Raw genomic sequence first — 16,638 nt, forward strand, 5'->3', positions numbered from 1 at the left:
ACACCAACAGGATAATTGCTGGCGATTTCTTTTTTCTATTAAGATGTTCCCATATCAGCAATAATATGATCAATTAAATCTTTGGCGTGATGAAATTTTAAGATTGACGCTGCCTGCCCTGACCAAAATGATTTTAGCTCCGGATCGGATTCAGAATTTGCAGGGTATGCACCAAGTTTTCCTACAATCTTACCCTGTAATGGATAAGGGGCTAATTGCTCCTGATAAGCTTTAAGTTCTTCTGTCAACCTGTTTTTTATTGCTCGCGATAATCTGCCTGTAAATACCTTTGTTAATGTAGTGTATCGTGCTTCCTTAGAGAATAATTTCTTGCGGTGTGCTTGACTTGCACCTGACTCCTCGGTAGCTAGAAATGCTGTCCCCATCTGCACAGCATCAGCACCTAGTGAAAAAGCAGCTTTTAAACCTCGAGAATCTACGATCCCGCCGGCTGCTATAACCGGAATATTCACGTGATCAGCGATTTGGGGGATCAGCGAAAATGTTCCGATGAGACTTTCCTCAGGTTTATCAAGAAATGAAACCCGATGCCCCCCAGCATCAAAACCTGTAGCGACTAATGCATCAACGCCAGCATTTTCAATAGCAATGGCTTCGTCTAGCGTCGTAGCGGCACCCACCGTTTTGATATTTAATTGACGACATTTTTCTAGAATATCTGCAGATGGTATACCATAAACGAAACTAAATACTGCAGGTTTTATTGTAAAAATAGCTTCAATTTGGTTTTCAAATGAAGGGCTATCGGCAAATGGAAAGCGTGGTAATTCGATTCCCGCCTCATTAAAATAAGGTTTAAAAAGCTGATTTACCTCACGAAGCGCTAAATCGTCAAAATCCCTTATCTTATCATCTCGGTCTTTTACCCAAAGATTGAGATTGAAAGGCTTGTCTGTCTTTTTCTTAATCCCTTCCGAAATTTTCACGATCTCATTTGCATCAAAAGGCTGACAACCGTATGAACCCAGCCCCCCGCTATTGGAAACAATAGCAGTAAGATCAATAGATGACACTTTTCCTCCAAAAGGTCCTTGAACAATGGGCAAATCAATCCCTAATAATCGTGTAAATTTTGTATCGTTCCACATTGTCTTCATTTTTATCATTTAACAAGATAAAATTCGCTGTAAGTATTAAGGTATACAAGGATCTACCGCACAAAAATAATGTGACGTAGATCAAAATTATTTTTGTACATACAATCGACTAAGTGTTTCGCGGGTAACGCCGAGATAAGATGCTAAAATATGCTTTGGCAATCTTTGTGCAAGCGAGGGATATTCTAAAAGAAATTTTTCATAACGTTGTTTTGCATTACTGCTCAATAAAGAAAGAACGCGATTCTGCAGAGCAACATTCCTGCGATTGGTTTTCCTTCTGAAGAAATGCTCAACCTGATGGAACTCCTGACATAATTTTTCTCTATTATCATTACTCAGACACAGCACCTCCGTGTCCTCTAAACAGTCAATATTGACAATTGCACGTTTCTGATAATAGTATGCTTCATAATCGGTAATCCACCAGTCTCTTAGTGCAAAAAGTAGAATATGCATCTTCCCATTCTCATCAGTGTAATAAGATTTCACACATCCTGAAATTAAAAAATAATCGAAAGTAACTTGTTGGCCCTCTTGTACTAAAAATTGGTGTTTTTTAAACTTTTTATAGGTAAAATGGCCCAATATATATTCGAAATCCGCTGGTTCTATGGTAATAATCTTCTGAAACTGTTCTTTTAGAATTTCACTCATATCAAACATATATTTCAACTTATATAAAATTAAAATTGTTTTTAATTATCCTATCCTCTAAAATTACAAAACTTCCACTGTTTAGATAGTGGATTGATTTCTTGCTGTTTGTTTTCATTCCTAATACAGAAACATTCATTATTAGCGTTTTTTGGCGATCCGTCTATTTATTTGAATTAAAAGCAATCCTATTATCAAGAAGATAAAAGTTATCATCACACTATTCACTAGTACGCGATTAATTCCCAATACAGAAACGTCTACAAAAGGATATGGATAAAATCCGGACAGCACTCCATGCCATAGGGTGTATAGCAAATAAATAAAGGGATATATTAGCCAGTTAAATATAGACCTCCAATGTTCAATTCGCTTATCCGCCATACGCCACCAAAAAATTAAAACTAAAATAGGAACCACTGAATGAAGCATTTCATCAACAACCCGTGCTATTCCTATAGGTTGCCACAAGAAGCGAAGTACAATATTATAAATTAGTCCTACGACTAGGATGTAAAGTGTGACTGCCGTGATCGTTGTCGGCTTGGTAAAAAAGTCTCCTATTGCTTTATTTGGAAACAGTACGATACAAGTACAGCAGATCGCCACCATCAGATTTGTCCAGATTGTAAAATAACTAAAGAACCTAACAACCAATTCGCCAACTGCTATTGTGGAATTACTATAACTAATTAAAAATTGAGCAACAATGGCGGTCCAACATAGTAAGGAAATGAAAGCAGCAAAGCTCCTTTGAGATAAAATCATGTTCGTCATTTTAATATCTAAAAATAGACAATTCTTTACCTAAAAGCCAAGGACTGAATCAGAGAAATTGCGCCTTATCTCTATTCATTTACTGTTTAAAATATTCACAGCATACAGTCCTATTGAAATCATATATTAGCTAGGTTTCGCATCTTTTTTCTGTACATCAGAAATTCAATAAAGGTACATAGCAAATAGACTATTGAAAAGCTTAACAATATTTTTAAAGAAACAGGTGTTATATTATATTGATAAAAATCTGTCAAAATATTGATAGATAGAATGATAATACAAAGGAAAGGTATGCCCGAAAATGTCAGCAAAGACAAAAAATAACTTTTTCTAATTTTTTCAATTTGATTAAGAAAAAACAACAGGGTACTAACAGCAATAATGATAACATATATAGTTGATAAACCAAGACTTAGAAATAAATCCATAATACTAAGAAATCGCTCAAAGAAGTTCGTGTTGACAGGCTCTAGTCCGCTAATAACAACTCTATAAAGAATAAATAGTACTACACCTATTAGGAGGTTAAATAGTGCGAACCTAAATATTATTTTTTTCATATAATCTCTGGTAAATATCTATATTATAAACTGCATTTTAAATGCTATCAACTCAAACATCCTTATCCATATCTCTAACATTTCGATGCCCGATCTGTTCTAAATTCAAATTAAATTTATTGTATTCTTTGCTGTAACCAACCACAATTACATATTCGATGGCTGCCATTTGTAATTCGCCTTTAAGGTATGTTTATATGCGATCCGTAGTTTAGAAAATAATAAAATCCTTAAAATCTACTCTGCCATCAATAACAAATAGCCTGCTATAGCTATTAAACCTCTTTGGGTGATAGAATATCTATATGCTATTTAAAGGTATAATTCTATTTGTCCTTTTGCCTTTCTGAATTCAGTCAAACTCATTAAGTACCTTTTTTTGAAGAATTTATTCAGATGACTTTCGTCGGAAAAACCAAACTCGGAGACAATTTCGTTAACCCGCATATCGCTAAAAAGAAGTCTATGTTCAATTAACCTCATTTTATAATTCGATATATAATGCTGAATTGTTTCACCGCACTGTTTTTTAAAATAACTTCCAAGATAGCTTTCGGAAAATCCAAATTTTTGTGCTATCGACGATACTTTCAACAAGGCCGGATCATGGATGTTTCCCTGAATATAGTTGATAATATCCAGAGCTCTTTTGTCTGTGTTGGAAGCCACATGTTCTACTCGCATCTTTGAAATATTGCGTGCAGCGATTACAATTATAGCGTTCACATAATGTAATGTGAGTTCTTCATGAAAGAGATCCGGATGATTTATGTTATGAAGAAGTGACGATACGATCGAATCAACCAAAATAACATCTGGCTTATTCTGTAAAATGCAACCCGACAAATAGGACGCGCCATATAGTAAACATTCCATAGAATTAATACTGTTCCACTTGTAATCTTTAACATAACGTTCGCTAAATTTAATAAGCAAAAGTTCCGTTTTCTCAACGATTTCCAAATGGTGCTGATCATTGGGCGTAAGGAGGATCAGACTGCCTTCACTATAGGTTGTTGTGTTGTTATTTATCCTCAGAAAGCCTTTTCCACAAATAACATATATGATCTGAAAAAAAGAGAACTGGTTGTCTCTTAGCGGACAGTTTACCTCTTTATGATGTTCTACCTTAACCAGTTGATCGATATTCTCTCTTTTCATCATGTAAAAATACTTTTTTATCATTAAAATATACTGATTTTTTAGAGTTTTTCTGTTCAACTTTGCTATATAAATATTAGACATCAATGAAAAAATCGATCTACGTCCTGGCACTGGGTGCATTCGGCATAATTACTACTGAGTTTGGAATAGTGGGCATCCTTCCAACCATAAGCCGGGAATTCCAAGTATCAATAGATACTGCTGGATGGTTACTTAGTGCTTTTGCGATAACAGTCGCAGTTTCCTCTCCCTTCATCACCTCTTTTACAACAAAAATAAACCGAAAGCTTCTTTTATGCCTGGTTATGAGCATATTTGTTCTCTCCAACTTGATCTCCGCATTTTCTTCAAATTTCGCAATGCTGATGGTAGCCCGTATACTACCAGCAATATTACATCCCCTCTTTTGGAATATTTCTATCGCTATTGCATTTAAGAATAATGGAGCAAAGGGTGTCTCAACAGTTATGCTGGGACTTAGCTTAGCGACTGTACTCGGAATTCCATTAACAACTTACGCAGTAGATCTTTTCAATAATTGGCAAGCCTCGTTTTTTCTCAGTAGTGCAATCAGTTTAATTGCTTTTATTGGCCTATTGCTTTTTACACCCTCTATTCCAGCGGATAATACGAAAACTATACAGAATCAGATGACCATACTAAAAAGTCCTCTCCTATGGCTTAACTTGATTTCTACCATATGCACATTAGCAGCGATGTTCTCCAGTTACACCTATCTTACCGCCTATCTTGAACAAATTACTAAAATGGATGGCGCACAGATTAGTATTATGTTACTTCTCTTCGGCAGTATGGGAACGGTAGGAAATTGGCTGATGGGTCTAGCGTTAAACAGAAATGTACTATTGACAGCGAGATTATTTTTGACGTCTTTGATCGCCGTACAGGTGCTCGCTTACTATTTAGGTGGGATATTTATACCAATGGTTATTATTGTATCCATTTGGGGAATGATTCATACAGGAGGATTTTTGGTTTCAAATATTCGGACAACTCAATCAATCCCTCATCATGCACTTGAATTTGTGAATAGCTTACTCACTTCATCATTCAATATTGGAATTTCCTTAGGGGCTTTTCTTGGAGGAATGATAAGCGTACATTACAGCATAAATAATGTTTTATGGGTGAGTATCCTATTATTAGCAATAACATTTGCCATGAGTTTTGTTACTTTCCTACAGCCACAAACCGAGGACGAGACAAGTAGACCGGAACTCGCGCCATCAGTTTGTAAACAGGCATAAGAAATCGGCGCGGATTGCCCAAAGAAAACACCCCTTCTATTGGAATGGGGTGTTAGTTCCTCAACAGTTCATAAAGCTGATTTTAGATGAATTACAACGTGAAGTCAATGGCATTTCACCATTTTAAAAATTGTTACGTTTGTTATGAAGACTATTCTGTTTACGGATAAGTTTTTATAGAATCCATTATGCATTTTAAGAACCAAAAATAAACATATTTAAATGTTCAAAGTAAATTCTATTAGCAGCCTCTAAAATTTGTTATTTATTCATATGGAAACATCGTTGATACAACAATTTAAAGAAAAGATAAACTATTATCATCCTATTTCAGAGGAATCATTTCAGGAGCTTGTAGCACTTGCAACAGTTGTACATCTGAAAAAAAATGAGATACTCGTACATCAAGATACCATTGCACGTGAGTTTTGTTTTTTATATAACGGTTATCTGCGTGCTTATATTAGCGATGAAAAAGGGCGAATATATACAAAAAATATCGCTGTTCAAGGTGATTTCATCGCTTCGACAGTTTCCTGTCTGTTGGGTCAACCGTCAAAATTTACTATTCAGGCTATAACCGATTGTTCATTGCTTCATCTTTCTTACAAGAAATTCAGGGAGCTGATTTTCAAAACTGATGACCTAAAATCTTTTTATATTTATTATCTGGAAAAGAATTGGGTCATTGCTAAAGAAGAAAGAGAAATATCCATTGTTATGGAAGACGCTCAGGTCAGATATGAGAAATTATTGAAAAGTACTCGACATATCGAAAAATATGTGCCCTTACAGGATATTGCCTCCCATTTGGGAATTACCCCAACCCAACTAAGCAGGATTCGTAGACAGCTAAAATAAAGTTTCTCAACATATGTAAAATACTATACCACCTTAACGCTGTATTTTTGATAAATACAATAATATAAAGCAACATTTCATACAATCAAATTATGAATGGCATGATACAAAAAAGCCAACAATCTGATTTTAATACAATTTACGAAATTATTAACGACGCTTCTTCGGCTTATAAAGGTAAAATACCGTACGACTGTTGGAAAGAACCGTATATGGATGAAGATGAACTTAGGGAACAAATTGCGGATGGAATTGAATTTTGGTGTTATCTCGAAAATGAGGCAATACTTGGTGTAATGGGGATACAGCATAGATCAGATGTAACTTTAATCCGCCACGCTTACGTGAAAACAATCGCGAGAAATAAAGGAATTGGAGGAAAATTATTGACTTATTTGTCGCGTCTTACTGATCAGCCAATCTTGATCGGAACATGGGCCGATGCCACTTGGGCAATTGGTTTTTACGTAAAACATGGCTTTAGACAAGTAAGTTATATGGAAAAAGAAATGCTATTGCGAAAATACTGGAATATTCCAATCCGCCAGATTGAAACGTCTGTCGTTCTTGTCAATGCGGACTTTGACATCAAAAATATCACTCCTTCAAATCTTCCTATAAGTCCTGAGGACAAATAAACATCATATAAAAATTTCCATTCAAAAGAGGTGAAAATACCTGTGTCTAATGGATCGCTTTGAATATTTCATTTGGTCAGTTTATATACGGCTTTCTAAAGTAAACTTAGTTGATATAAACCTCATTGATGTACAACCCTGAAAATCGGATACAATAAGTGTGATTTTTCATAATAATCTGAGTGTTTGTACACCCAATCTAATTGGGCACGCCCGTGGGTAGCAAATCTTGGATTGCTGGCTTTCTCTTTGTCAAAAGCGGATTTTATTTCGTTGTTTTCCTTCAAAAGTTTAGCCGCTGTGTCTTCAAAAACATACGCAGAATAATATTCCTTTTGTCCAAGAATCGCATCAAAAAAATTCCAGTTGAAATATGAGTCTATCGCTTCGGGCTCAAGCGTCTCCATCAGATACTTGACACCTTCTTGATCCAGCGGAACCAAAAAATCCCCAGCTCTGAAGGTCCTTTCCTTCTCTTCTTTGATAACATCGGTATCGTAATGTACATAATGTCCTTCATAAGGAGTAGAAGTAGTTTTGAAATCTTTGATTCTATACTGTTCTACAGCTATCACAGAATCCCGCTGAATCGGGTACATTTTTATATTATTAATTTTTAATAAGTCAAGCACCTTCCATTCAGATTGCGGAATGACATAGTAAGTTGGAATAATCACCTCCTTTGTAGGAACATAAGTGTTATACAACTTGACCTGTTTTGAAAATGCGGACTTTCGATCATACCACAACCTATTTTCTGAAGAAATATCGCTTGGTTTATATTTTGCTTCAAACCCCTTAAAATCGATATTTTCATATTGCGTTGTGTCAAGTTTCCAAGCAATGGAATATTTACTCCCTATCTTATACTGTTTTAGATTGTCCACTCTTTTCTGTTGAATAACTTTATAATTGCGCTCAATGAAATTGAGCGTATTTAGCATATAATCATAGGTCGCTTTTACACGTTGTTTATAGGGTTTTAGCATATGCGTTTCGACCACTGTTCCAATGACGTTGAATAGACTGGTATAGCCCGTTGCATACCTTGGGGAATCCATAAAAACTGGGAATCCCGCGTCGGGAACATCATTATGGATATTGACATAGGGAACAGAGATAAACCCATCTTTTTCAAGATCTCCTAGCAGTATTCTCTGCATTTCATTGTTAAAATAACTACCCAAAACTCCTCCCAAACGCTCCTTATTAGTCGAAATATAGGTGAAGGTATACTGATAATCTGCGCCATTGCTAACATGATTATCAATGAAAACATCAGGTTTTATCCATTGGAAGATTTGCTGAAAACTCCGCGAATTTCTAGTATCTGTTTTAATAAAATCCCTATTCAGATCATAATTTCTTGCATTTCCTCGAAAACCGTATTCTTCTGGCCCATTTTGGTTCGCTCGGGAAAAACCGTTTCGGTTTAACATCCCACTTACATTATAGCTCGCAATTGCAGCGATAATAACATGCTTAGGTACGCTTATCTTTCCGGTCGCCAAATCTCTCATGAGCATCATGGTTGCATCAATTCCATCCGGCTCCCCCGGATGAATACCATTATTTATAAACAGCACTGATTTGTCCTTTCGCCCCTCCTCTAAAGACTGTTGAGACGGGTTGAAAATCACGACATCAATCGGAGCTTGATTATCGTCTGCCCCTTTTGTTTCATAACTTATTGTGGAAAATTGCTTCGCCAAATTTATATAAAATTCACGCATTTCCTCAAAAGTCGTTGACTGATTGCCATTACCTTTTTCGTAGGGTGTAATATTTTGAGCATAGAGTATTTTAGAAATCAGTAGAAAAAATAAAATCGGAAGTTTTTTCATGGGATCAATTTAAAGATCTAATTTAGAAAAAACTTATTAAAGTATATCTGCATCTCAGAAATTTACATTTGTGCTCGCACCAGTAAATTCGGTTCCCGCTAAAGCATTACGAGATTTGATTAATCTTAAAAATTGTTCTTTTCAAAATAGTACAACACCTTGAGAACGATGAGTACACTTAGATGGAAATTGAAAATTATTTTTGTGTAAGCGGAATTTTATCCTACCTTTGAAATCATCAGATGATATGACTATATGAAGACTGAACACATCGTACGAAGATCGTTGGCTGAAGAGGTAGCTGCCGCAATTGAAGAAAAGATCAAATTGGGCAATTTTCCTTTAGATTCAAAACTACCTACTGAACCGGAATTAATGAAACAGTTTGCAGTGGGTAGATCAACAATTCGTGAAGCCGTTAAGTATTTAAGTCAGTCTGGTTATTTACATGTGCAGCAGGGACTGGGGACATTTATTAAAAGTGTGACCGGACATCATGCGCTCGACGCTAAAATTGAAAAGGGTAATTTCAACGATATTTTTGAGGTGCGCCATGTTCTTGAATTGAAAATTATTGAGAAGGCTGCAATAAATAGAACAGCAAAAGGTCTCAAAAACATGGCTATAGCCCTTAAAAATAGAGCAAAATATGCCGCTGCTGAAAATCTAATCGCTTGTATCGAGGCGGATATTGCCTTTCATAGCGCTATAGCTGAATCTTGTGGAAATAACATTCTGACAGCGTTGTATCATACCTTATCCACTCACGTTAACAAATTTTTCCTTGAAATTTATAAGGACACTACCCCATTTCTTGTCTCGCAGAAGCAACACGAGGATTTAATGGACGCAATTAAAGACAAGAATATCCAACAAGCTGTTGCAGTAGCCAATCAAATTATCCAGCACAAATAATCCCTTAAGTTCCTTTTAATTTGCCATCCCGACAATCAAATATAAGTAATCACAAAACAAAACATCAGATGACCTGATGTATTAGTCTATGAAAACAGAATCCTTAAAAGCAGATGGTTCTTGGAATAGTTCCCAGACAGTCTACCCTATTTTATTTGCAATTAGTATTTCTCATCTATTGAATGATCTTATTCAATCAGTTATTCCGGCTGTTTATCCGCTGTTAAAATCTAATTATGCCCTTAGTTTTACTCAAATTGGCATTATTACCTTAGTATTTCAACTGACAGCGTCCATTCTACAGCCTTTTGTTGGACTTTACACCGATAAGAATCCTACGCCCCGGTCCTTAGCTATCGGTATGTTATTTTCACTTGCAGGCTTGCTTTGTATTGCCTTCGCTTCGAGTTTTATTTATATTTTGCTTTCGGTGAGCCTAATTGGTATGGGTTCTTCTATTTTTCACCCCGAGGCCTCCCGTGTTGCGCATTTAGCTTCAGGTGGCAAAAAGGGATTGGCGCAATCTATTTTTCAGGTCGGCGGAAATGCTGGTGGTGCCATAGGTCCCCTCCTAGCTGCGCTGATTGTTATCCCATTTGGCCAACAATACATCGGCGTTTTTGGTGTATTGGCAATTCTAGCCATCTTAATTCTTACCTATGTTGGAAATTGGTATCAATTGCATCTAAAACCAAAATCTACTGCAGTAACACATAATACCGAGGTAAATTCGAGGTTTTCCAAATCTAAAGTCATCTTTGCCTTAGTGGTCTTGTTAATCCTTATATTTTCAAAGTATTTCTACATGGCATCGATGACCAGTTATTTTACATTTTATCTTATTGACAAGTTTGGCATTACTGTGCAAGAATCACAAATTTATCTTTTTGTTTTTCTCGCGTCAGTGGCTATCGGAACAATACTCGGCGGTCCCCTAGGTGATCGTTATGGACGTAAACTCATCATTTGGGTTTCAATACTGGGTGTGGCTCCCTTTACTCTACTTTTGCCACATGTCGGGCTGACATTAACGATGATACTGTCTATCCTGATCGGACTGATTATTTCCTCTGCATTCTCAGCTATATTGGTTTACGCCACGGAATTGATTCCCGGCAAAGTAGGCATGATCGCAGGACTCTTCTTTGGACTCGCCTTTGGGATGGGTGGAATTGGCTCTGCCCTTTTGGGGTGGCTAGCCGACAAAACGTCCATTGAACATGTCTTTGACATCTGCGCCTACCTCCCATTGATCGGTATTGCGACGGGATTATTACCTAACATTGAGCATCACAAAAAAGCCCGATAAAAAAACATCTCACCGAAAATTATCGGTGAGATATTTTTAAAAAGTTTAGTATCCAGGATTCTGGATGAGCTGGGTATTTCTATTGATTTCGTCACGATGTAAAGAAGTAAAATACATCTTATCATCCCAGTTTCTATTTTCGATTCCCGGATCAATATTACTCACGACATATCTGTAAGTGTAACTAGTCGGATCGTATTTATACAAAGTTACTTTTTTATTATCTTTCAGCGTGCCCGTGATATTGATGATATTCGCTTTGCGCCCGATCGTTTCGGCTGCTATCATCCAACGTCTTGCGTCAAAAAAGCGATGCTCTTCATAAGCGAGTTCAATACGGCGCTCATTACGGTATCGGTTTTTAAGTGCTACTCCAGTCTCTTGAACAGCAATCGCGGGCATCCCTGCTCTGAACCGGATTCGGTTTAGCCAAGTTCTTGCCTCTGCCTCTTCACCTAGTTCGATACAAGCCTCCACATAGTTTAATACAGCTTCAGTATAGCGCAACATCGGCCAAGGGATACGCTGTCTAGTATTTTGATCTTCCTGCGCAGGATCTGGGTCGACAAACTTACGCATATAATATCCTGTTCTTGAACCATTCCAGTCTTCAACAGGGCTTTTTCTGGTATCCAAGCCGAAATGTGTGACTTTATTACCTTGGGCATTAACAATTTCGTACTGACCGGTTTGGATCTGATTGCTGGGATCCCTTTTTGTTACATCTGCTGTCCTCGGTTTCCAGTCGGAGCCATCGTATAAAATTGTTGCCTTCATTCTCGGGTCACGATTTTGATAAGGCGCCGCGGCCATCGTAGCATTTGACCAATCAAACTTTTGTCCTTTATCCGTTTCATAGTCATCAACGAGTAATTGGATCGGCGTATTCCCCGCCCAGTTATGATATCCATTCGGTCCATTGTCACGTCCAACCCATCCTCCGCGTTCGTCTTTTTCATTAATAAAAAAACGGCCCAAAATAATGTCTTTTGCTGCTGCGACGTCGGCAATTTTACTTCCTCCACCTAAGGACAAGGCCATATAGTTTGCAGTTCCTTCTGTTGCAGCTACGGGAGCGGACAGATCCAGCTTATAAGCAAAGCTTGCCCGGTCCAGGACTGCTTTTGCTGCTTCCTTCGCTTTTTTCCAACGTTCGGTCTGACTCCCACTCGTGTACATTAGGTATTCCGGTTTGGTATAAGCTTTTAAGAGTGCGGACTTCATACCAGCTTTATTCGCATCATGAAGATCGCTGGCAGCATATAACAGCACGCGGGATTTCAGCGCCAAAGCTGCCGTTTCACTTGCTCTCCCTTTGGCTGGCGTTACATCTTTTAAAAGTAGCGCTGCACTATCCAGATCTTTCACGATCGCATCGACACATTCGGCATAGCTATTTCTCGGCTTCATAAAATCCTTATCATTTAAGGTATAGATCTTATTATCTATTGGTACACCTCCGTAGAAACGCAAGAGTTGTTGATAATAATATCCGCGCAAGAAATATGCTTCGCCTAGTATTTTATTCGCTTTTTCCTGATCAAACTTGGCCTGTCTCAAATTTGAAATAGCCATATTGCTTGCCCGGATACGTACATACATACGTCCATATTCGTAGGTATCCATGATATAGCCTTGATCAGCCGGATTAGACCGTGATTCAGTTACCGTATTAATCCCCCGATTTGGGTGGGTAAATAGTGCTTCATCTGTCATTGAAGCCATTTCTTGCTCGTAGAAACCGCCAGCACCAAAACCGTTATATATTTCGATAACAAAAGCCTCCGACAATCCGGCATCGGACCAAACCAGCTCATTTGGCACCTCGCTGAGTGGCTTTGTATTTACAAAATCGTCATTACAAGACTGAAAACCAGCCGATAATGCAACTAATAATAGGGATATATTTGCGATTTTTTTCATTTTCTTATCTAATTTATATTTCTGAGAATAAGTTTTCATAGGCCTTTCATTCTCTTTGAAGCCTGCATATACAGAAGCGATCCCCTTTAGCCCTTCATTTGTTTTCATATTCTTTAGTATTTAAAAGGATAACAACACACCCGCATTAAGAAGTCTTGCCTGTGGATAATATTGTCCCAGTGCATTTACAGCCTCTGGATCATACATCTTGATTTTGCTCCAAGTGATCAGATTCATCCCGTTTGCATATACACGCAATGAGCCGATACCAATCTTATCACAGATTGTTGACGGAAGATTGTAACCCAACTCTACATTTTTTAGACGCAGATAGTTTGTACTCCGCATCCAATAGGTATTGTTATATGAGTAATATTGATTACTACGATCCGTTAATCGAGGGTGTTCACTGCTCGGATTAGTTATACTCCAACGTTTATCGTAGAATTCTTCCAGAAAATTACCAATAGAACCCGATTCATCGGTACCAACACGGATTTCTCCGCCTGTTGCTCCTTGGAACAAAACAGACAAATCAAAATCCTTATAGCTCAAACTGAAATTAAATCCTCCCTGGAATGTTGGGTCACTATTTTTGTCTCTTCTTACTTTATCGTCTGGAGTAATTTTGTTATCGCCGTTATAGTCTTTATATTTCATATCACCGGGACGCAAAGTTTTGGTAATGGCGCTATAATCAAGTTTATTAGCGGCGATATCATCCATATCCCGGAACACACCATCATAAATATAGTAGATATCGGTCTTGATAGGTTTACCTGTACTTTGTTGCCAAGCAGGAGCTCCAGGAGCCTCATCCCAGAAAATAATCTTGTTCTTTGCATAACCGCCATTGACTCCGACAGTATATCCAAGTTCGCCGACTTTACCCTTATAGCCAAGATTAAATTCCCAACCTTTATTATCGACCTTACCGATGTTTTCAGCAGGTAGCGTCATACCCGTGCTTTGCGGAACAGAAGCATTTTTTCGCCATAGGATCGAATTCCGACGATTTTTAAAGATATCAAACTCAAAATTTAACTTGCCTTGTAGGAATTGGAAATCAAAACCTAAATTATAATTATTGGCAACCTCCCAGGTAACCATTTCATTTGGCACCCGGCTCTCAAATAATGTTTTGGCCAGCTTGTCATCCACAATGTAGGTTCCAAATGAATAGGTAGAAAAATATTGATACTCTTGCAGTTTATCTTCCCAATAAATATTGTCATTACCCATTTGCCCATACGATGCGCGAATTTTAAAATAGTTGATAACTGGAATATTTTCTTTCCAGAAATTCTCTTCAGATACTACCCAACCAGCCATTGCACCTGGGAAAAATCCAAAACGTTCACTTTCAGGAAACATATAGGAGCCATCATAACGCCAAAGAAACTCTGCGATATATTTACTTTTATAGTTGTAACCAAAACGCCCAAAATAATTCAAGCGCGCCCTCTTCCAGGCTGCTCCGTCATTATTTTTCTCCTGTTCCCCACCTGCAAATAGATAATCTATACTATTTGACAGAAAATAACGTCGATAGGCGCTGAATTTGTCGTTATCTATCGTTTCTCTATTTACCCCTGCAATTGCATTCACTTGATGATCTCCAAATTTCCGGTCGAAGCTTAAAATTCCTCCTAATAGGATATTGAGCTGATCCTCATTACTTTGATTTAAGTTGGGGTCCGCTGGGCCACGTCGGCCAGCCTGCAATAAAGGTGTTTTACCGTCGGCTTCGTAGGCGCCCGGCCAGGAATACAAGGTCCAGGGAGTTACCCAGGTTTTCTGGTTCTTTACGTATTTATCTACGGATGCATTTAACGTCAATTTTAGTCCTTCAACCCATGGATTCGTGATATCTACCTGTCCATTTGTCTGGAAGTAATATCGCTTATCACGATCATAGCCGGTGGCATTCGTTGTAATGACAACAGGATTTTCGCCATTCTCAATATCAGGACCAGGTTTTCCATTAGGCCAGATCGCTGGTTGCGTCGGATTTCCGCGCATCAACATCCTAAAAATAGTACCCGCACTTTTTGTAGGGAAATTACGGTTTTCCTGCCTTCCCAAAACCCCAAACTGTGTTTTGATATATTGACTTATATTCGCATCCAGGTTAATCCGTAAATCATATTGCTTGTAACCGGTTGCAGAATTTTTGTAATAAGCATCTTGATTTTGATAACCCAGGGACAACAGGTATTTTACATCTTCGGTACCACCATTGATCTGAAGGTTATGACGCTGTTGGGGCGACCAATTTTTTAGGGTAGATTTATACCAATCCGTGTTCGGGTGTCCCCAGGGGTCTGAACCATCTTTAAATTTCTGAATATCATCAGGTTTAAAAGGTGCCCCTAATACGGTTCCGTCCTTTTTTGTATAAGATCCTGTCCCGTTTATAGCGGTCAATGCTGCTGACCATTCGTCCACAGGTAAATTGTAGATCTCGAGCTCGTTGCGAATTTCCGCAAACTGTGTGGCATCCGTCAACTTTGGAATTACTGTTGGTTGGGAATATCCTTGGTTGAAGGTATAAGAAAATTGTGGCTTACCTGTCTTTCCACGACGGGTTGTCACAAGGATAACACCATTCGCTGCCCTTGCACCATAGATCGCTGCTGACGCATCTTTTAGCACCGAGATGTTTTCTATATCGCGAGGATTAAGCCGTTCGATTCCCCCTTCACGGGCTGGCACACCATCAATAACCACGAGCGGGCTACTATTTCCCAAGGTATTCGTACCACGGATCTTAATGGTAGAACCATCATATCCAGGCTCCGCGCTACCATTTGTCGCTATTACACCCGGGATTCTGCCTGTCATCGCATTGGAAACATTCAACGCTGGCGATTGTGCTAGATCACTCCCTTTTACCGTAGCGACTGCACCAGTTACGGTTTCTTTCCGTTGTTTGCCATAACCAACCACAATGACTTCATCCAAGCTGGATTGGGAGTTTAGCAATGTCACATCTATGGCACGTCGACCATTGACTACTTCGTCCATGCTCTGTTTACCGACCATCCGGAAATTGACAGTACTATTAGAAGGAACTTTGTCTAATTTGTAACGACCTTCATTGTCTGTTTTTGTCACCAAATTAGTTCCATTAACCGAAACGGTTACTCCAGAAATTGGCATTCCTGTTTCATCTCGGACAACACCGGTAACACTTAGTTCTTGTTGAAAGAGGTTTGCGTAATGCGCGAAACCGGCGGCATTCACGGACTGGGGACTTAATGCTACTAAAGAGCATATTGATCCGGTCCAAAATGCTCTCTTCCATTGATTTGAGAAATAATGGCAATTAATCATAAAAACTGCTTAATGGTTTAAAATTGTATGTTTATTAGTTATTTATTTGCTTCCACAAGATGCTCGGTTTAGGATCTTATCAAAGGCGGTTTATAATTGAATTTTGAATATATGAAAATACAAAAATAAATAAACAATGCAAGTGTTATTTTAACACTATTTACAAACTACACATTAATCACCTTACTTACAATTAATTAACAATCATACCATAGATAAAAATGTGCTAAAAGAATCTTTCTAAATGTCATCGTGTCTAGGCCTC

At 38.1% G+C, this 16,638-nt stretch carries 12 protein-coding genes; 5 read left to right on the forward strand and 7 right to left on the reverse strand.

Annotated features, from left to right (window positions below; all coding sequences use genetic code 11):
* Positions 1-38 precede the first annotated feature (38 nt).
* The 4 genes from ACK8HY_RS20690 to ACK8HY_RS20705 form a co-directional block, all read right to left on the reverse strand.
* Positions 39-1,109, reverse strand: a complete 1,071-nt coding sequence (locus ACK8HY_RS20690) for an NAD(P)H-dependent flavin oxidoreductase (RefSeq protein WP_077433964.1) — start codon at positions 1,107-1,109, stop codon at positions 39-41.
* A 96-nt stretch (positions 1,110-1,205) separates the two neighbouring features.
* A complete protein-coding gene (locus ACK8HY_RS20695) occupies positions 1,206-1,775 on the reverse strand; it encodes a Crp/Fnr family transcriptional regulator (protein WP_416134675.1) in 570 nt (189 codons plus the stop codon).
* Positions 1,776-1,916: 141 nt separating this feature from the next.
* The gene (locus ACK8HY_RS20700; protein ID WP_254846179.1) at positions 1,917-2,543 is read right to left on the reverse strand and encodes a Pr6Pr family membrane protein; all 627 of its coding nucleotides are present in this window, start codon (positions 2,541-2,543) and stop codon (positions 1,917-1,919) included.
* Positions 2,544-3,427: 884 nt separating this feature from the next.
* On the reverse strand, positions 3,428-4,279 hold the full coding sequence (locus ACK8HY_RS20705) for an AraC family transcriptional regulator (RefSeq protein ID WP_416134676.1): 852 nt from the start codon (positions 4,277-4,279) through the stop codon (positions 3,428-3,430).
* An 83-nt stretch (positions 4,280-4,362) separates the two neighbouring features.
* On the opposite strand from ACK8HY_RS20705, the gene ACK8HY_RS20710 reads away from it, so the two are divergent.
* From ACK8HY_RS20710 to ACK8HY_RS20720, 3 genes are all read left to right on the forward strand, one after another.
* Complete coding sequence (locus ACK8HY_RS20710) at positions 4,363-5,547, forward strand: MFS transporter (RefSeq protein WP_416134677.1); 1,185 nt, start codon at positions 4,363-4,365, stop codon at positions 5,545-5,547.
* Positions 5,548-5,820: 273 nt separating this feature from the next.
* Positions 5,821-6,408 carry a Crp/Fnr family transcriptional regulator gene (locus ACK8HY_RS20715; protein WP_077433972.1) on the forward strand — a complete coding sequence of 196 codons (588 nt, stop codon included), beginning with the start codon at positions 5,821-5,823 and terminating at the stop codon, positions 6,406-6,408.
* Positions 6,409-6,509: 101 nt separating this feature from the next.
* On the forward strand, positions 6,510-7,046 hold the full coding sequence (locus tag ACK8HY_RS20720) for a GNAT family N-acetyltransferase (protein ID WP_077435777.1): 537 nt from the start codon (positions 6,510-6,512) through the stop codon (positions 7,044-7,046).
* Positions 7,047-7,168: 122 nt separating this feature from the next.
* On the opposite strand, the gene ACK8HY_RS20725 is transcribed toward ACK8HY_RS20720, so the two are convergent.
* Positions 7,169-8,890 carry a hypothetical protein gene (locus tag ACK8HY_RS20725; RefSeq protein ID WP_416134678.1) on the reverse strand — a complete coding sequence of 574 codons (1,722 nt, stop codon included), beginning with the start codon at positions 8,888-8,890 and terminating at the stop codon, positions 7,169-7,171.
* Positions 8,891-9,145: 255 nt separating this feature from the next.
* Between ACK8HY_RS20725 and ACK8HY_RS20730 the strand changes: the two genes are divergently transcribed.
* Together ACK8HY_RS20730 and ACK8HY_RS20735 are read left to right on the forward strand one after the other, a co-directional pair.
* Positions 9,146-9,805: a FadR/GntR family transcriptional regulator gene (locus ACK8HY_RS20730; protein WP_077433976.1), complete on the forward strand. Its 660-nt coding sequence runs from the start codon at positions 9,146-9,148 to the stop codon at positions 9,803-9,805.
* 88 nt (positions 9,806-9,893) lie between these two features.
* Positions 9,894-11,114 (forward strand): MFS transporter, encoded by a 1,221-nt coding sequence (locus ACK8HY_RS20735; RefSeq protein ID WP_077433978.1) that lies wholly within the window; start codon positions 9,894-9,896, stop codon positions 11,112-11,114.
* Between the two features lie 45 nt (positions 11,115-11,159).
* Here the strand turns inward: ACK8HY_RS20735 and ACK8HY_RS20740 are convergent, their stop codons facing one another.
* Positions 11,160-13,145 (reverse strand): RagB/SusD family nutrient uptake outer membrane protein, encoded by a 1,986-nt coding sequence (locus tag ACK8HY_RS20740; RefSeq protein WP_254846181.1) that lies wholly within the window; start codon positions 13,143-13,145, stop codon positions 11,160-11,162.
* 12 nt (positions 13,146-13,157) lie between these two features.
* On the reverse strand, positions 13,158-16,373 hold the full coding sequence (locus tag ACK8HY_RS20745; protein WP_416134679.1) for a SusC/RagA family TonB-linked outer membrane protein: 3,216 nt from the start codon (positions 16,371-16,373) through the stop codon (positions 13,158-13,160).
* Between the last annotated feature and the right edge of the window lie 265 nt (positions 16,374-16,638).

Origin of the sequence: Sphingobacterium sp. NGMCC 1.201703 (genome assembly GCF_047784615.1) — a bacterium.
In the GTDB taxonomy this organism is placed as follows: Bacteria; Bacteroidota; Bacteroidia; order Sphingobacteriales; family Sphingobacteriaceae; genus Sphingobacterium.